The 14,800-nt window shown below is 68.1% G+C and carries 12 protein-coding genes; 3 read left to right on the forward strand and 9 right to left on the reverse strand.

Translation table 11 applies throughout. The annotated features are described in order from the left end of the window. Positions 1-12 precede the first annotated feature (12 nt). Positions 13-663, forward strand: a complete 651-nt coding sequence (locus tag HKD39_RS03350; RefSeq protein ID WP_171198460.1) for an HAD-IA family hydrolase — start codon at positions 13-15, stop codon at positions 661-663. Positions 664-693: 30 nt separating this feature from the next. Here HKD39_RS03350 and HKD39_RS03355 read toward each other — a convergent pair whose 3' ends face one another. Next, positions 694-1,467, reverse strand: coding sequence for a queuosine precursor transporter (locus HKD39_RS03355; RefSeq protein WP_343074573.1), 774 nt, complete (start codon positions 1,465-1,467; stop codon positions 694-696). Between the two features lie 147 nt (positions 1,468-1,614). On the opposite strand from HKD39_RS03355, the gene HKD39_RS03360 reads away from it, so the two are divergent. Then, entirely contained in the window at positions 1,615-3,144 is a 1,530-nt protein-coding gene (locus HKD39_RS03360) for a helix-turn-helix domain-containing protein (protein WP_171198461.1), read from the forward strand. A 33-nt stretch (positions 3,145-3,177) separates the two neighbouring features. On the opposite strand, the gene gluQRS is transcribed toward HKD39_RS03360, so the two are convergent. Beyond that, positions 3,178-4,116 (reverse strand): tRNA glutamyl-Q(34) synthetase GluQRS, encoded by a 939-nt coding sequence (gene gluQRS / locus HKD39_RS03365; protein WP_171198462.1) that lies wholly within the window; start codon positions 4,114-4,116, stop codon positions 3,178-3,180. A gap of 55 nt (positions 4,117-4,171) precedes the next feature. After that, a complete protein-coding gene (locus HKD39_RS03370; RefSeq protein ID WP_171198463.1) occupies positions 4,172-4,735 on the reverse strand; it encodes a hypothetical protein in 564 nt (187 codons plus the stop codon). Between the two features lie 189 nt (positions 4,736-4,924). Between HKD39_RS03370 and HKD39_RS03375 the strand changes: the two genes are divergently transcribed. Continuing rightward, complete coding sequence (locus HKD39_RS03375; RefSeq protein WP_171198464.1) at positions 4,925-5,923, forward strand: phosphotransferase; 999 nt, start codon at positions 4,925-4,927, stop codon at positions 5,921-5,923. A gap of 98 nt (positions 5,924-6,021) precedes the next feature. Here HKD39_RS03375 and HKD39_RS03380 read toward each other — a convergent pair whose 3' ends face one another. Genes HKD39_RS03380 through HKD39_RS03405 form a run of 6 tightly spaced genes read right to left on the reverse strand, consistent with a single transcriptional unit; the run spans position 6,022 to position 14,737 of the window. Continuing rightward, a complete protein-coding gene (locus HKD39_RS03380; protein ID WP_171198465.1) occupies positions 6,022-6,948 on the reverse strand; it encodes an LLM class F420-dependent oxidoreductase in 927 nt (308 codons plus the stop codon). Positions 6,949-6,984: 36 nt separating this feature from the next. After that, complete coding sequence (locus tag HKD39_RS03385) at positions 6,985-8,817, reverse strand: glycoside hydrolase family 13 protein (RefSeq protein ID WP_171198466.1); 1,833 nt, start codon at positions 8,815-8,817, stop codon at positions 6,985-6,987. Continuing rightward, complete coding sequence (locus HKD39_RS03390) at positions 8,814-11,414, reverse strand: glycoside hydrolase family 66 protein (protein WP_171198467.1); 2,601 nt, start codon at positions 11,412-11,414, stop codon at positions 8,814-8,816. The genes HKD39_RS03385 and HKD39_RS03390 overlap by 4 nt, the downstream gene beginning before the upstream one ends. A 46-nt stretch (positions 11,415-11,460) precedes the next feature. After that, entirely contained in the window at positions 11,461-13,065 is a 1,605-nt protein-coding gene (locus tag HKD39_RS03395; RefSeq protein WP_171198468.1) for a glycoside hydrolase family 66 protein, read from the reverse strand. After that, a complete protein-coding gene (locus tag HKD39_RS03400; RefSeq protein ID WP_171198469.1) occupies positions 13,062-13,904 on the reverse strand; it encodes a carbohydrate ABC transporter permease in 843 nt (280 codons plus the stop codon). Before HKD39_RS03400 ends, HKD39_RS03395 begins: the two co-directional genes overlap by 4 nt. Further along, positions 13,901-14,737 (reverse strand): carbohydrate ABC transporter permease, encoded by an 837-nt coding sequence (locus HKD39_RS03405; RefSeq protein ID WP_246232026.1) that lies wholly within the window; start codon positions 14,735-14,737, stop codon positions 13,901-13,903. The genes HKD39_RS03400 and HKD39_RS03405 overlap by 4 nt, the downstream gene beginning before the upstream one ends. Between the last annotated feature and the right edge of the window lie 63 nt (positions 14,738-14,800).

The raw sequence follows: 14,800 nt of genomic DNA on the forward strand, positions 1-14,800 counted from the left end.
CAGGCTAGCGGCATGCCGCACATCTCTGTCGCCGCCGTGCTGTTCGACCTTGACGGGACGCTGGTCGACTCCACCGGAAGCGTGGAACGCAACTGGCGCAAGCTTTCTGACGGGATCGGGGTGCCGTGGCCGCAGGTACAGCCGTGGATCCACGGTATCCCGGTGCCGCAGGTGCTGGCCCGGTTGCGGCCGGATTTCACGCCCGAGCAGGTGCAACAGTGGCGGCAGTTCATGATCGACGGCGAGGCCACCGACACCGGCGATGTTGTTCCCATCCCGGGTGCGCTGACCGCACTGGACGAGTTGCCGACCAATCGATGGGCGATCGTCACCTCCGGCCCGCGGCGGCTGGCGTTGGCCCGGATCAACGCCGCCGGGCTGCCGTTGCCCCGGCACCTGGTGACCGCCGACGACGTCGCCGTCGGCAAGCCGGACCCGGCGCCGTTCCTGTTGGGCGCCAAGACCGTTGGTGCCGAGCCGGCGCAATGCGTCGCGTTCGAGGACTCGCCGGCCGGGGTGCAATCGGCGCGGGCCGCTGGTATGCCGGTGATCGCACTGACCACCACCCATCCGGAGATCGGCGAGCTGGGGGTGCCAACCATCACCGACCTGACGCAAGTGGAGTTTTCCGCCGACCGGGCCGGCGTCGTCGTCAGCTACTGAGCCACCGCCGGGCCCCAGGGGCCATCCGCCTCAGGTGCCGGCGGCCGGCGGTGATTGCGCTGCCAGTGCCGACTGGTAGCTGGGCTCGCGCTTCTTGATCGCGTTGATCACCGGCACCGTGACGACGGGCAGCAACGCCGCCTCCACCGCGACCTTGATCACGAAGCCGAGCAGCGTGTAGTTGGCCAGATCCTTGAAGCCGGTTATGCCGATGGCGGGCCCGGCGATCAGGCAGAACGTCAGGGTGTCGAAGAACTCGCTTACCACAGTGGAACTGAGCGCCCGCAGCCACAGCTTGTTCTCCTTGTTGCGGGCCTTGAGTTTCACCATGACATACGAGTTGAGGAACTCGCCGATCAGGTAGCCGCAGATGCCGGCCAACAGGATCTGCGGGACGACGCCGACGATGGTGTCGAACGCATCCTGGCCGGTGTAGCCGGGCGCACCGGGGGAGATGCTGACCAGCCAGAACACCAGGTTGGCCAGCAGCAGCATCACGAAACCCAGCAGGATCACCCGCCTCGCCGCCCGCAGGCCGTACACCTCGGTCATCACATCGCCGATCACGTAGGTGAGCGGGAACACGAAAACGCCGCCGTCGGTCAGCACCGGCCCGAACTCGATGCCCTTGGTGGCGCCGATGTTGCTGATCAGCAGCAGGGTGCAGAAGATCCCGGCGAGCATCGGATAGAACATCGTCCCCGCTGTCGCGTATGCCGCTCGGCTGTCGAGGCTGCCTGGCACCACGCCGCCACGGCGTCGCCGGCGCGCAGTCAGCGGGGAAAGGGAACGGGGAGTTGTCACGGCTGGCGATTGTGTCGCGGGCGCGGGCCGGTGATCAACTCGGCGCCGGCGCCAGGGACGCTCCGCCGGCTCCGGTGCGCCGCTCAGGACGAACACGCCCCGGCATGGAGCCTCCTGATATCTCACATGTGAGTTATGGTGCTCAACATGGTTGACCAGTATCTGAGCCAGGTGGGCACCCTGATCCGGGCCGCTCGCCGGAACAAAAGCCTTACCCAGTCCGATCTGGCGCGTTCGCTGCATACCTCGCAGAGCGCCGTCGCCCGCATCGAACAGGGCCGTCAGAATCTCAGCCTTGAGATGCTGGCTCGCATCGGTGAGGCGCTGGGCACCGAGGTGGTCACCGTCTCCAGCAACGCCCCGCTGAACCTGCGGATCGAGGGCGGCCGCCCGCTGTCCGGTTCCATCGACGTGCGGACCAGCAAGAACGCCGCAGTGGCGTGCCTGTGTGCCGCGCTGCTGAACAAGGGCACCACCACGTTGCGCAGCCTGGCCCGGATCGAGGAGGTCAACCGGATCGTCGAGGTGCTCTCCTCGATCGGCGTCAACTGCCGTTGGCTGCCCGGGACGGACGATCTGGAGATCCGCCCGCCGCGCCGGCTCGACCTCGCCGCCATCGACGAGGACGCCGCCCGCCGGACCCGCACCATCCTGATGTTCCTCGGCCCGCTGCTGCACGAGTTCGGGGCCTTCTCGCTGCCGATGGCCGGTGGCTGCGACCTCGGCACCCGCACCGTCGAGCCGCACCTGCAGGCGCTGCGCACCTTCGGCCTCGACGTGGTGGCCCATGCCGGCAAATACACCGCGACGGTGACCCCGGACGTCCGCCCGGCCCGGCCCATCGTGCTCACCGAGCGTGGCGACACCGTCACCGAGAACGCATTGTTCGCCGCCGCCCGCACCGAGGGCGTCACGGTCATCCGCAACGCCAGCCCCAACTACATGGTGCAGGATCTGTGCTTCTTCCTGCGGAAGCTGGGCGTGCAGATCGACGGCATCGGCACCACAACGCTGACCGTGCAAGGCATCTCGGAGATCCGCACCGATGTCGAGTACTTCCCGTCGGAGGATCCCATCGAGGCGATGAGCCTGCTCACCGCCGGCATCGTCACCAAGTCGGAGATCACCGTCAAGCGGGTTCCGATCGAGTTCATGGAGATCGAGCTGGCGGTGCTGGAGTCGATGGGCGCCTCGTTCACCGTCGGCGAGGAGTATCTGGCGGCCAACGGAGCCACCCGGCTGGTCGACGTCACCACCCATCCGTCCCGGCTGCACGCGGCCAAGGACAAGATCCACCCGATGCCGTTCCCCGGGTTGAACATCGACAACCTGCCGTTCTTCGCCGTCATCGCCGCCTGCGCCGACGGTGAGACCACCATCCACGACTGGGTGTACGAGAACCGGGCCATCCACCTCACCGAGTTGGAGCGGCTCGGCGCCAGGGTGAAGCTGATGGACCCGCACCGGCTGCTGATCAGCGGGCCGACCCGTTGGCGGGCAACGGAAATGATGTCGCCGCCGGCGCTGCGACCCGCCGTGGTGCTGCTGCTGGCGATGCTGGCCACCCCGGGAGTATCGGTGCTGCGCAACATCTATGTGATCAACCGCGGCTACGAGAACCTCGACGGCCGGCTGAATGCTTTGGGCGCCAACATCGAAGTCTTCCGCGACCGGTGAGGTCAGTGACTGGGCGTTGCTCCCGGTAGCCGGTCAGCCGGCGCCGGTGAGTGCCGCGGGAGCGGTCCACGGCTCGGTCGGAAGCGTGTCGGGGTCGAACCGGCGGAGCAAGGCTTGGGTGTCCACCCGCTCGCCCGGCGCGGCCAGCCCGAGCGAGACGGCCAAGGCGTTCAGCACGGCGCCGGCGTCAGTACCCTTGGCGGCCAACTGTTCCAGGGTGACGGCGCCGTCCCGCTTGGCCAGCCGCTGTCCGGTCGGCCCGAGCACCAGCGGCACGTGCGCGTACTCCGGCACCGGCAGGTGCAGCAGCGTCGCCAGGTACGCCTGGCGCGGCGTCGATGGGAGCAGATCATCCCCGCGGACCACCTGGCCGACCCGCTGGGCGTTGTCGTCGATGACGCTCACCAGGTTGTAGGCGGGGGTGCCGTCGAATCGGGCCAACACGAAATCGTCGACGGTGCCGGTGTAGTCGCCGTGCAGCCGGTCGTGCACGGTGAACTCGGTGGCGTCGCTGCGCAGCCGGATCGCCGGCGGTCGATCGGCCTCGGCGCGCCGGCGTGCTCGCTCGGCGTCGGTGAGGTCCCGGCAGGTCCCCGGATACGCGCCCGGCGGTGCGTGCGGAGCCGTCGGCGCCGCCAGGATGTCCTTGCGGGAGCAGAAGCATTCGAAGGTGCGGCCATGCGCGCTGAGCCGATCGATCACCGCCGCGTAAACCTCGCGGTGCTCCGACTGCACCAGCGGCTCGCCGTCCCAGTCGATGCCGAGCGCGGCCAGATCGGCCAACTGCCGATCGGCCGCACCCGGCCGGGACCGCTCGTCCAGGTCCTCGATGCGCATGCCGAACGGACGCCGCTCCGAGCGGGCGAACAGCCAGGCGAGCAGCGCGGTCCGCAGGTTGCCCAGGTGCAGGTCGCCGGACGGGCTCGGCGCGTACCGGCCGGCGCGGCGTTCGGGAGCGGACCGCTGTGGCATCCCCCGACGGTGCTCCGTCCGGCGCCACGTTGTCAAAGGGCGCCCGGACGACCGCTTACCAGAGCTCGAAGGGCCCGGTCTTCTGCACGCTCATGGTGGTGCCGCTGGCCACATGCCGGATCACGCTGCGGGCCTTGACGACCTGGTATCCGGTCTTGAGCCCGTCCGCCATCTTGGTCTGGAACACCCGGCCGGAGTGGAGCGTCAAGGGCCGGCGGCGGATCGGGGCCAGGTCGTCGCGGTAGCGGTAGTCGACGTCGGCGGTGATCACGTCGGCGGCCAGTTGGTACTGGCAGCTGCGGTCGACACCGACCCGGCCGGCGTACGTCGCATTGACCACGAACGTCGTCCAATAGGTGTGGCATCGCTTGCTGCGGAACAGATACAGGGTGCCGAAAGGAGTGTCGCGGTGGTCGATGGTGCTTCTGCTGTCGGAGCACCGGTACAGGCCGGTGGCACCCTTGATCTGCAGGTCCGGGCTCTTGTCGTTGTAGAAGCTCACCGGCGGGCCGGCGGGGTGACCGCCGGGGGTGGCGGCCTGCGCCGGCGCGGCGACCGAGGCGAGCGCCAGTGCGACGGCCGCCGCGGAGGCGGCCAGTGGCTTGGCAAGTGTGAACATGACGGGCTCCAGTTCGCTCAGCTGTCCGTGGCTCTCACGGACCGCCTCAGCCTGAGCCGGTCGCCCGGTCGCCGGTATCGGTAGTGCGACCCCTGTTTCCCGGGTAATCGAACCGGTTCGCGGTGCCAGCGGCGCCCGCGGTTCGCCGCCGCCCGCGGTGTCGTTGGACGTGCGTGGTGCAATGCGGGGGTGAACGACCAGCCCGAGTTGGCGATGCTGTGGGAATCGGCGGACCCGGCCGAGGAGTTGCCGCGCCGCTTCGGCTTCGCCGACGCCGCCGCGGCGGTCGGTTGGTTGTCGGAGCTGCTGCGGGAGCGGTGGGCGGTGCGGCTGCGCGGCTGCGCGCGGATCATGCTGAGCGACCGAAACGCCTTGGCGTTGTTGGAGACCGACGCCGGCCCGATGGTGGCGAAGTGGTCGGCGGCAAGCGCGCACTTCCCGCGGCTGGGCGCGCTCGCCGAGGTGACGAGCCGGCTGGGCCGGCAGGCCTTGCCGGTCGCGGCACCGGTACCCACCCGCGACGGCCAGGTGCAGGTGCAGATCGACTCGGCATCCATCGCCCTGCAGCCGCGGATCGACGGCACTCACCTCGACGTCGGCGACGCCGAGCAGGTGCGCGCCGCCGGGCAGGTCTTGGCACGGCTGCACCGCGCCCTGGCTGAGTCGGCACCGGCGGACCTGCCGGAACTGTCCGCACCGATCTCGTTGTCGGCGCAGCTGCGCTCCTGGCTGGCATCGGGGCCGCGGCATGTTCCTGCCGACGTGGTGGGCGCCCTTGGCGCTGTGGTCGCGGCGTCGCCGATCGAACCGGACACACCGATCCAGTTGGTGCACGGCGACTTTCGCGCCGCCAACGTGCTGTGCCGTGGCTCCGAGGTGGTCGCGGTGATCGACTTCGACGACGCCAGACTGGACCACAGGGTGGTGGAGCTCGCGCGGTCGGCCGCGCTGCTCGGCACCGTCTACCACCACTGGGCGCCGGTCAGCCCCGAGGTGCACGGGACGTTTCTGGCCGGCTATCAGGCGGTGTCGCCGTTGACGGCGGCGGAGTCAGCCTGGCTGCGGCCGCTGGTGGCCTGGTACTCGGCGCGGCTGGCGCCGCCGGGCGGCGACCCTGCCGGTTGGGCGGTGTCCGCGCGTGAGGTGCTGGCAGCGCCTCAGGAGGTGTACTCCGCGTCAGTGACGTGATCGAGCCAGGTGACGACCTCGCCGATTCCGTCTGTCACGTACAGGGTTTGCCCCTTCGGGTGGCGCTGCCAGCGGCGGAATCTGCTTCGATCGCCGGCTCAGGTGCCGACGGCGTTGCTGACCTCGGCGACCAGTTCGAGGTGATCGAGGTCGGTCAGGTCCAGCACCTGCAGATACAGCCGGGTGGCACCGGCGTCGGCGAGCGCGCCGATCTTGTCGGTCACCTCGGACACTGTGCCGCCCAACGCTTCCGAGCGGAGCTGCCGCGGGTCGCGGCCGATCGCGTCGGCCCGCCGGAGGAACTCGGCGTCGTCGCGGCCGACGCACACCGTCTCCGCCGCGGACATCACGATCGACGCCGGGTCCCTGTCGATCGCGGCGCAGGCCGCCCGCACCCGCTCGAATCTGACCCCGGCCTCGTCGGCGGGTGCGAAGGCGGAGTTGAACTCGGCGGCGTACTGCGCGGCCAGCGCCGGGGTGCGGCGCTTGCCGCCGCCACCGATGATCACCGGGATCGGGTGCTGGATCGGCTTGGGCAACGCGGGGGAGTCCACCACCTGGTAAATGTCGCCGGAGTAGGAGAACGTCTCATCCTCCGGTGTCGCCCACAGCCCGGTGATGATCGCCAGTTGTTCGCTGAGCACCTCGAAGCGCTGTTTGGTGTCCGGGAATCCGATGCCGTAGGCGGTGTGCTCGGCGGCGTACCAGCCGGCACCGAGGCCGAAGTCGACCCGGCCGCCACTCATCCGGTCCACCTGCGCCACCGAGATCGCCAGCGGCCCGGGCAGCCGGAAGGTGGCCGAGGTGACCAGCGTGCCCAGCCGAATCCGCTCGGTCTGCACGGCCAGCGCGGCGAGCGTCAGCCAGGCGTCGGTCGGCCCCGGTGCGCCGTCGACGCCCATCGCCAGGTAGTGGTCGGAGCGGAAGAACCCGTCGAACCCGAGCTGCTCGGTGGCCTGCGCCATCCGCAGCAGATCCGCGTAGTCGGCGCCCTGCTGCGGTTCGGTGAAGATCCTGAAGTCCATATCGCTATCAGATCAGAAGCTTCCCACCAGGGCTCGTCAGGCCAGGTCTTCCGGGTCGACCTTCCGGCCTGCACCGGAGTCGATCCCATTGCCCAGCCGCCGCCGGTACACCCGCGACTCCCAGGGTCGCAGTAACGTGCCGGTGTCGTCCGGGTAGTTCCGCAGGATCAGTTCACCGGCCGCATGCTCGGCGTACTCGGGCAGGTCGAGTTCCAGGTTTTCACCGGAGAAGTTCGCCACCACCAGTAGCGACGTCTGCTCCGATGCGCGGACGAACGCGTACAGCGACCGGTGATCCGGCACCAGCATGCGAAACGTTCCGGTGGTGATCACCGGCTCGGAGTGGCGCAGCGCGATGAGCGCGCGGTAGTGGTGGAACACCGAGTCCGGATCGGACCTTTGCTGGTCGACGCTGATCTCGATGTGGTTGGGGTTGACCGGAATCCACGGTGTCCCAGCGGTGAATCCGGCGCCCGGCCCGCCATCCCACTGCATCGGCGTGCGGGCATTGTCCCGGCCGTAGGCCCGCAGTCCGGTCAGGACATCGGATTCCGGCACGCCGGCGCCGATCGCCTCGTCGTAATGGTTGATCGATTCGATGTCCCGGAAGTCGGCGCGGCCGGCGAACGGGGCGTTCGTCATCCCGATCTCCTCGCCCTGGTAAACGTACGGCGTGCCCCGGTGTAGGTGCAGGACGGTGCCGAGCAGTTTGGCGGACTCGATTCGGTACTTGCCGTCATCGCCGAACCGGGAGACCACCCGCGGCTGGTCGTGGTTGTTCCAGTACAGGCTGTTCCAGCCGACGCCCGCCAGCGCGGTCTGCCAGCGGCCGAGGCTCGCCTTCAGCTCGCGCAGGTCCAATTCCTGCGGGTCGAACTTGTGATCTCCGTGGTCCAACCCGACATGCTCGAACTGGAAGACCATGTCCACCTCGCGGGACCGGGGGTCGGTGAACCTGATCGCCTCGTCGACGGTGACGCCGGGCATCTCTCCGACGGTGAGCAGCGGCGTCGGCGCGGTCCCGAACACCGTGTCATGCAGGTCGTTCAGGTATTCGTGGATCCGCGGGCCGCAGGTGTAGAAGGGGGCGCCGTCACCGAACCGGGAGCCGGAGCCGACGATCCCATCCGGCAGTCCCGGCACCTTGGACAGGAAGTTCACGACGTCCAGCCGGAATCCGTCCACCCCGCGGGCCAGCCACCAACGCAGCATGTCCGCCACCGCCGCCCGGACCCGTGGATTCTCCCAGTTCAGGTCCGGCTGCTTGCGGGAGAAGATGTGCAGGTAGTACTCGCCGGATGCCTCGTCGTACTGCCAGGCCGACCCGCCGAACGCCGAGCCCCAGTTGTTCGGTTCGGCGCCGGGGGAGCCGGGGGTCATCCCGCGTCGAGCGGGCCGCCAGATGTACCAGTCCCGCTTGGCGGAATCCTTGCCGGACATCGCTTCCACGAACCAGGGATGTTCATCGGAGGTGTGGTTGACGACGACGTCGATCATCACCCGCAGGTCGCGGCGATGCGCCTCGGCCACCAGGGCGTCGAAGTCCGCGAGGGTGCCGAACACCGGGTCGACGTCAGTGTAATTACTGATGTCGTAACCGTTGTCGTCCTGCGGGGACGGGTAGAACGGCGATAACCACACCACGTCGACGCCCAGTTCGGCCAGGTAGTCCAGCCGGGAGATCACACCGGGCAGATCGCCGATGCCGTCGCCGTTGGCGTCGGCGAAGCTGCGCGGGTAAATCTGGTAGACCACGGCGCGCTGCCACCAGGTGTCTGGACCGCCCGGTTCCCGCAGCGCGGTGGCCGGCGCCGTCGCGCCGAATCCTGCGGTGTCCGGTACTGCGGTGTCGGGCGTTTCGGTCGTCATGCCAGCTCCAGGTGATCGATGTTCACGGCACCGGAATCCGTGCCGCCGTGCCAGAGGACGACCGAGTGCAGCCCGGCCTTCAGTGGAAACCGGACGGTGGCGGTGGCCCAGGTGTCCCAACTCCCAGTCGCAGGCAGGGTGAGCGGGATCGAGGTGGCTCCGTCCACCGCTAGCGTGCGGGTGGTGGTAGTCGGTGCGGCGTAACGGATCCGCAGTGTTGCCTCACCGGTTGCGGCCGCCCTCATTGTCGTAGTAACTCCGGTGTTCGGGGCGGCGAAATTATCGACGAACCCGGATCCGGTGTAGCCGGGGTGATCGGTGCCGACGGTGACGCCGGTGCGAACCGCAGTCTCGGCCTCGTAGCGGCCACCGGCGGGAGTGGCGAACTCGCGCTCCAGATAGAGCATGTCCCAGGTCCGCAGTTCGGGCACGGTGAACGAAAGGTAGCGTCCGGCGGAGTCGGTGCCGACGGCGTAGGGCAGGTTTGTGCTGCGGCCCCCGTCGCGGTCGGGAGAGGCGACCCGCAGGTCGCCTGGTTGCAGGTCAGGGCCGATGTAGTACCTGACCTTCAGATCGCGCTGAACCGGTGGCGTTGTCTTGCCGCTCGGCCGCCACCGATCGTCGTTGCCGAGCAGATTGATCAGCTGGATCACGTCGTGGTCGGCCGACCGTTTCGCGTTGACCCACACCGTGTTTGGCTCGGCGGCGCCGCTGGTGGCGATCCCGTCGACGGTCACCACCTGGCGACCGGAGTCGATGGAGTACACATCCGGGCCATAGAGCAGGTTCTCGTACGCAGTGGTGAAGTCGTAGAAGCCCTCCATCCAGCCGGCCAGGTCATTGCTCAACTGCTTGGAGAAGTCCGGGAAGTACGGGTTGGACAGCATATTCGCGTCCTGTCCCATCGCGATCGCCGAGGCGCCGGAGGCGGCGAATGCAGCGTTGGCCAGCTTGACCGACGTCGGGTCGAACTCGCCGAGCACAAGGCTGTCCAGGTTGATGAACCCGGTGTCGGTGGCGGTCAGCTCCAGGGTGATCGTGTGCTGTCCTGCCGTCAACCGGGTGGTGATCGATTGCGGGAGTTTCCAGGTATCCCACGACCCGGCCGGCTGGAATTTGACAGTTCCCACCGGCGTGCCGTCCACCTTGACCGTTCTGCTGGCGACCGCGCCGGTGGCGTTGCCGTAGCGGAAGTTCAGCGAATAGCGCCGGGTTTCCGGGGCGGTGACGGTGAACTCGACCCGCTGGCCGACGGTGCCGAACTTGTCGACGAAGCCGGGCCCGGTATATCCGGAGTGGTTGGTGTTGGTGCCGAGCGTCTCGGACAGGACGGCCTGCTCGGCCTCGTACCGCGGCCCGGAGTTGTCGTGGTTGTTGAGGTACCCGGCGATCACCCGGGATTCGCCGCCGGACAGCCGTTGCTGCCGATCGAGCAGCGCCTTAACGTCCAGGTACTTCTCGTGCCGGTCCCAGAGTTCGGTGTACAGGTAGTCAACAACACCGCTGGTCGCGATCGCGTCGGAACCGAATCCGTCTACCGCGTTCATCCCGACCACCGTTCCCGCCGAGCCTGCAAGGGCTCGGTCGGATGCCTGCAGCAGCGAGCGGAAGCCGGCGGGCAGGTCGACCGGCTTGCCTGCCCAGTCGGTCATCGCGCCCCAGTCGCCGAGCTGGTCGACGTGCACCCCGTCGAAGCCCATGGTGTCGACCTGGTCCCGGTACTGCGCGGTGATGTGGCGCTGCCATGAGGGGTTCGCCGGATCGAACATGTACAAATTCGCGCCAGGGATCATCTCGAAATCCCACGGGGTGCCGTCGGCATACTTGAGCCGCCAGTCGTCGGACAAGCCCGACACCTGCTGGTAATTGTTCAGGGCGGCGTAGGACATTGAGTACGGCAGTGCCGCGACGTTCTGCTGGTGTGCGGCGGTGATATACCGGGAAACCGTCTGTGGCGCAATCACATCACCGTTCCATGCGGTCCATGTGGTCGCCAGGCTGCCGGCTGCATCGCGTTGGATCGGCTTGTCGTGCCGCCACATCCAATCGTAGAACTGCAGGGCGTTGAGGTGGTATTTGCGCTGTAGCAGCCGAATCTGGGCGTCGGCCTGGGCCTGGGTCAGGCCGGCCGGATAGGCGGACAGGAAGCCGATCCGCGGGAAAACCGTCCAGTCCGACGACACGTCGACCGCCGCCGACGCGGTGGCCCCGCCCGCGGTGATCTGCACCAGGTAACCCTGGTAGTCGGCGGCCGGCGGCGTGAACGTCCAGTTCGCTGTGGTGGTTGGGGCGGCGGTGGCCGTGACCGTTGCGGTGGCCACCGGCTCTCCCAGGTGTGTGACTGTGAAGGTGACCGGGCCGGTCCAGGTTCCGCCGGCGGCGGACAGGTCGGCGGAGACGGTGACCGGTTGGCCCGGCGCGTATCGGGGCAGGTCGACGTAGGCGTCGCCGACCGTGACGGTCGCAGCGGCGACCGACCGGTCCCCGGTCGTCGGGGGCGCGGCGCCGGCCGCGGATGCGACCGCGGGTGCGACGATGGCGGCGGTGGCAACTGCGAGGGCGAGGTTCAGGTGTCGGCGATACCGCAGGCGGCCCATGGGTTGTGCCTCTCGTTCGGTGGAGCAGGGGCGGGTCGGAACGTGCTCAAGCGGGTTCGACGACGACGAGTTGCCAGATCCGCGGAGCGGGAAGCTCGGCGCAGGACCACCCGCCGTCGTCGGTCACCGCGACATCGACCAGCCGCGGTGCGCGGTCCGGATCCGCGGCCCGGACCCGCAGCGGTCCGGGCCCGAACCGGCGGACCCGTAGCGTCCCGGGACCAGGATCGCTGGGGGTTGCCCTGGCGGCGTCCCAGTCGGTGTCCGGCTGTCCGGTCAGGTTGATCAAATGCACCACGTAGCGGTGGCCGACTCGGCGGATGATTCGCCACACGCCACCGGCGGCGGCGTGCTCACTGACCGGTGTGTCGTGGTACTCCACATCCAGATCGTCGTTGTACCGCCCGGCCATCGACCGAGTCACGTCCGGTCCGGCGGGGAACAGCAGTTCGCCGTGCTCTACCAGGAAGTCGTACCAGCGGGCCAGCAGATCGGTGGTCGATGGCTCGGCGATGTGGTTGCGGACGTAGTACGGATCCACCAGGACCCGGTCGGCCTCGCCGGCAAGGAGCTGGGTAGCGCCGTGTGCCCCCAGGGTGGCCATGGTGAGCGCCGTAGCGATGTCTCCAATCCGGGCGTCGACGTCGTCATAGAGATGCTGGTAGGCGGCTAGCACTACCGGTTTCCCGGGGGCAGTCGCAGCGGCCGAGGTGGCGATGTCGGCCAGATGCTGCAAGGTGGTCGACGGCGCCCATGGCTCGACGTAGACAATGTCCTGCTCGACCGCGCCGGTGCGCCAGGTCGGAAAGTCGTTGACCTGGTTGAATATCAGCCGGTGATCGGGCAGCTCGGCGCGCACGACGGCGATCATGGTGGAGAAGCTCTCGGCAACGTCGACGGCGATACCGTCGGCGCGAACGGCGTGTTTGGGGTAGCCGTACTGGTCCAGGTGGAAGCCGTGGAAGCCCAGTTCCGCGGCGACGCTCAGGTCGGCCCGCAGATGGGCGAGCCACTGCTCGTGCGCCGGGTCGACGATTCGGAGGAAATCGCCGAGGCCGTAAGGATTGCCGTCGGCAGCCAACAGTGCCGCGTGCCGCCAGTCGTCCCACTCCTGGTTGCCCACCGCATAGACGGCGGCATACCCGATGGCTCGGCTGCCCGCTGCCGCCAGCCGACCGATCAGATCCCGCACGGCGTCCAGGGAGATCGGCTGGCCCAGCGGATCGTCGTAGACCTCTCCGCCGCCGACCAGGTCGGCATGCCGGAATGCCCAGTCGTAGCACTGGATGTCGGTCAGGTGCAGTCGCCGTACATTGTCAATCACCGGGTCCCACCGCCGCCCGGGCGGGAAGCTGGCCACGAAGCCGTACCGCTGTACCGGGGCGCCGGCCGGCGCAACCTCGACTGCGGTTCTGGCCAGCACCACCCCTGAAGCGTCGACGAGTTCGATGCCGTACCCGCCGACGGGCAGGACTCCGATGTCTGTCAGTGGCTGGACCGGCTGCCGGCCAACGGTTTCGCCGAGTGCGTGGGTCACCAGCTCAGCGTCGACCCGCACACCCCGAACCTCGATGAGCACCGGTTCGTCGGGACCGAACCGGGCCATGGTCGGCAGCAGCACCGGGTCCGCCGGCGAGGCGGGAATCGTCATCCCTTCACCGCCCCGGAGGTCAGGCCCTGCACGAAGTGCCGCTGGAATGCCAGGAAGATGACGATCACCGGGATGATCGCGATGACCGAGGCGGCGAACACCAGGCCCCACAGGGTGGAGTTCTGGCCGTGGAACAGATTGATGGCAACAGGCAACGTGTTCTTCTCCGGCGTGGTGATGATGGTCAGCGCCCAGGCGAACTCGTCCCAGTTGGCCAGGAACGAGAAGATCGTCGCCGTGGCCAGCGCCGGCCGGGACAGCGGCAGGATCAACTGGAAGAACCGGCGGACCGGGCCGGCCCCGTCCATTTCCATCGCCTGCTCGAGTTCGGCGGGGATCTCGGCGAAGAAGCCGCGGAGCAGGAACGTGTTCAGCGACAGGGAGCCGGCGATGTAGAAGACGACGAGGCCAGCCATCGAGTCGAGCAGACCGAGGTACTTGGCCAGCAGGAACTGCGGGATGATCAGCATCATCGTCGGCACCATCAGCCCGATCAGCAGCACCCGGAACAGCACCTCGCGGCCGCGGAAACGAAAGCGGGCGAAGGCATACGCCATCATCGAACTGATCAGCAGTGACCCCGCGGTGGACAGCACCGTCACCACCAGCGAGTTGAGGAAGTAACGGGGGAATCCTTGGGTGCCCCAGGCGTCCCGGTAGTTCTGCAGGGTCGCCGGCTGCGGGATGAACTGCGGCGGGATTGTCAGGACAAAGGTCTGCTCTTTGAACGAGGTCGACAGCATGTACAGGAACGGCAGCACCATCACGATCGAGCCGACAGCCAGCAGCCCCCACCGTGCCGCCGTGCCGGCCCTGCTGCCGGTGACAAGGGCGCTCATGTCGCACTGCCCATCCGGCCGCGGAAGGCCCGCAACTGCAGGATCGAGATGATGAAGACGGCGATGGTGAGCAGTACCGCCATCGCTGCGCCGTAGCCGTACTCGCCATCGGCGAACGCGAGTTGGTACATGTATGTCAGCAACACCTGGGTCTGCTGGGCCGGTCCACCGTCGGTCATCACCAGCACGGAGGTGAAGACGTTGAAGCCGCCGATCACCAGCATTACGACCACGAAAGCCAGCGCCGGGAAGATGGCCGGGAGGGTGACGGCCCGGAATCGGGCGAGCGCCCCGGCGCCGTCAACGGCCGCCGATTCCTCCAGGTCGCGGGGGACTCCCTGCAGTGCCGCCAGGAAGATCATCATCGACCAACCGACGCCTTTCCAGATGCCCAGCACGGAGATGGCGGCCATGGCGGTCCACCGGTCGCCGAGCCAGGAGATGTTCCCGTCGGTCAGCCCGGTGACATCGCGGAGCGCCCAGTTGATGACGCCATTGTCGGCGAACAGGTACTTGAACATCAGCGAGACCACCACCCAGCTGGTCACTACCGGCAGGTAAAACAGCACCCGGAACAGGGCCCGGGCCGGTGCTTTCCGGTTCAGCAGGATCGCAACCAGCAAGCCGAGAACCACCTGGATCGGCACCGTTATCGCCATGTACACGCCGCTGTTGACGAGCGCTCGCCAGAAGATCGGATCGTCGAAAGCCCTGCGGTAATTGTCGAATCCGAGGAACTCGCTGGAGAGTCCCTTGAGCACCTTCCAGTCGTACAAGCTCATCTGGAAGGCCTGCATCATCGGATAGATGATGGCGGCGAGGAACAGGATCATGCCGGGAGCCAGGAACAACCACGGCGTGAGGCCGGCACCCCGGGGCCGCCGGGCACGGGCAGC

The sequence above is a fragment of the Nakamurella aerolata genome (genome assembly GCF_013002705.1).
In the GTDB taxonomy this organism is placed as follows: domain Bacteria; phylum Actinomycetota; class Actinomycetes; order Mycobacteriales; family Nakamurellaceae; genus Nakamurella; species Nakamurella aerolata.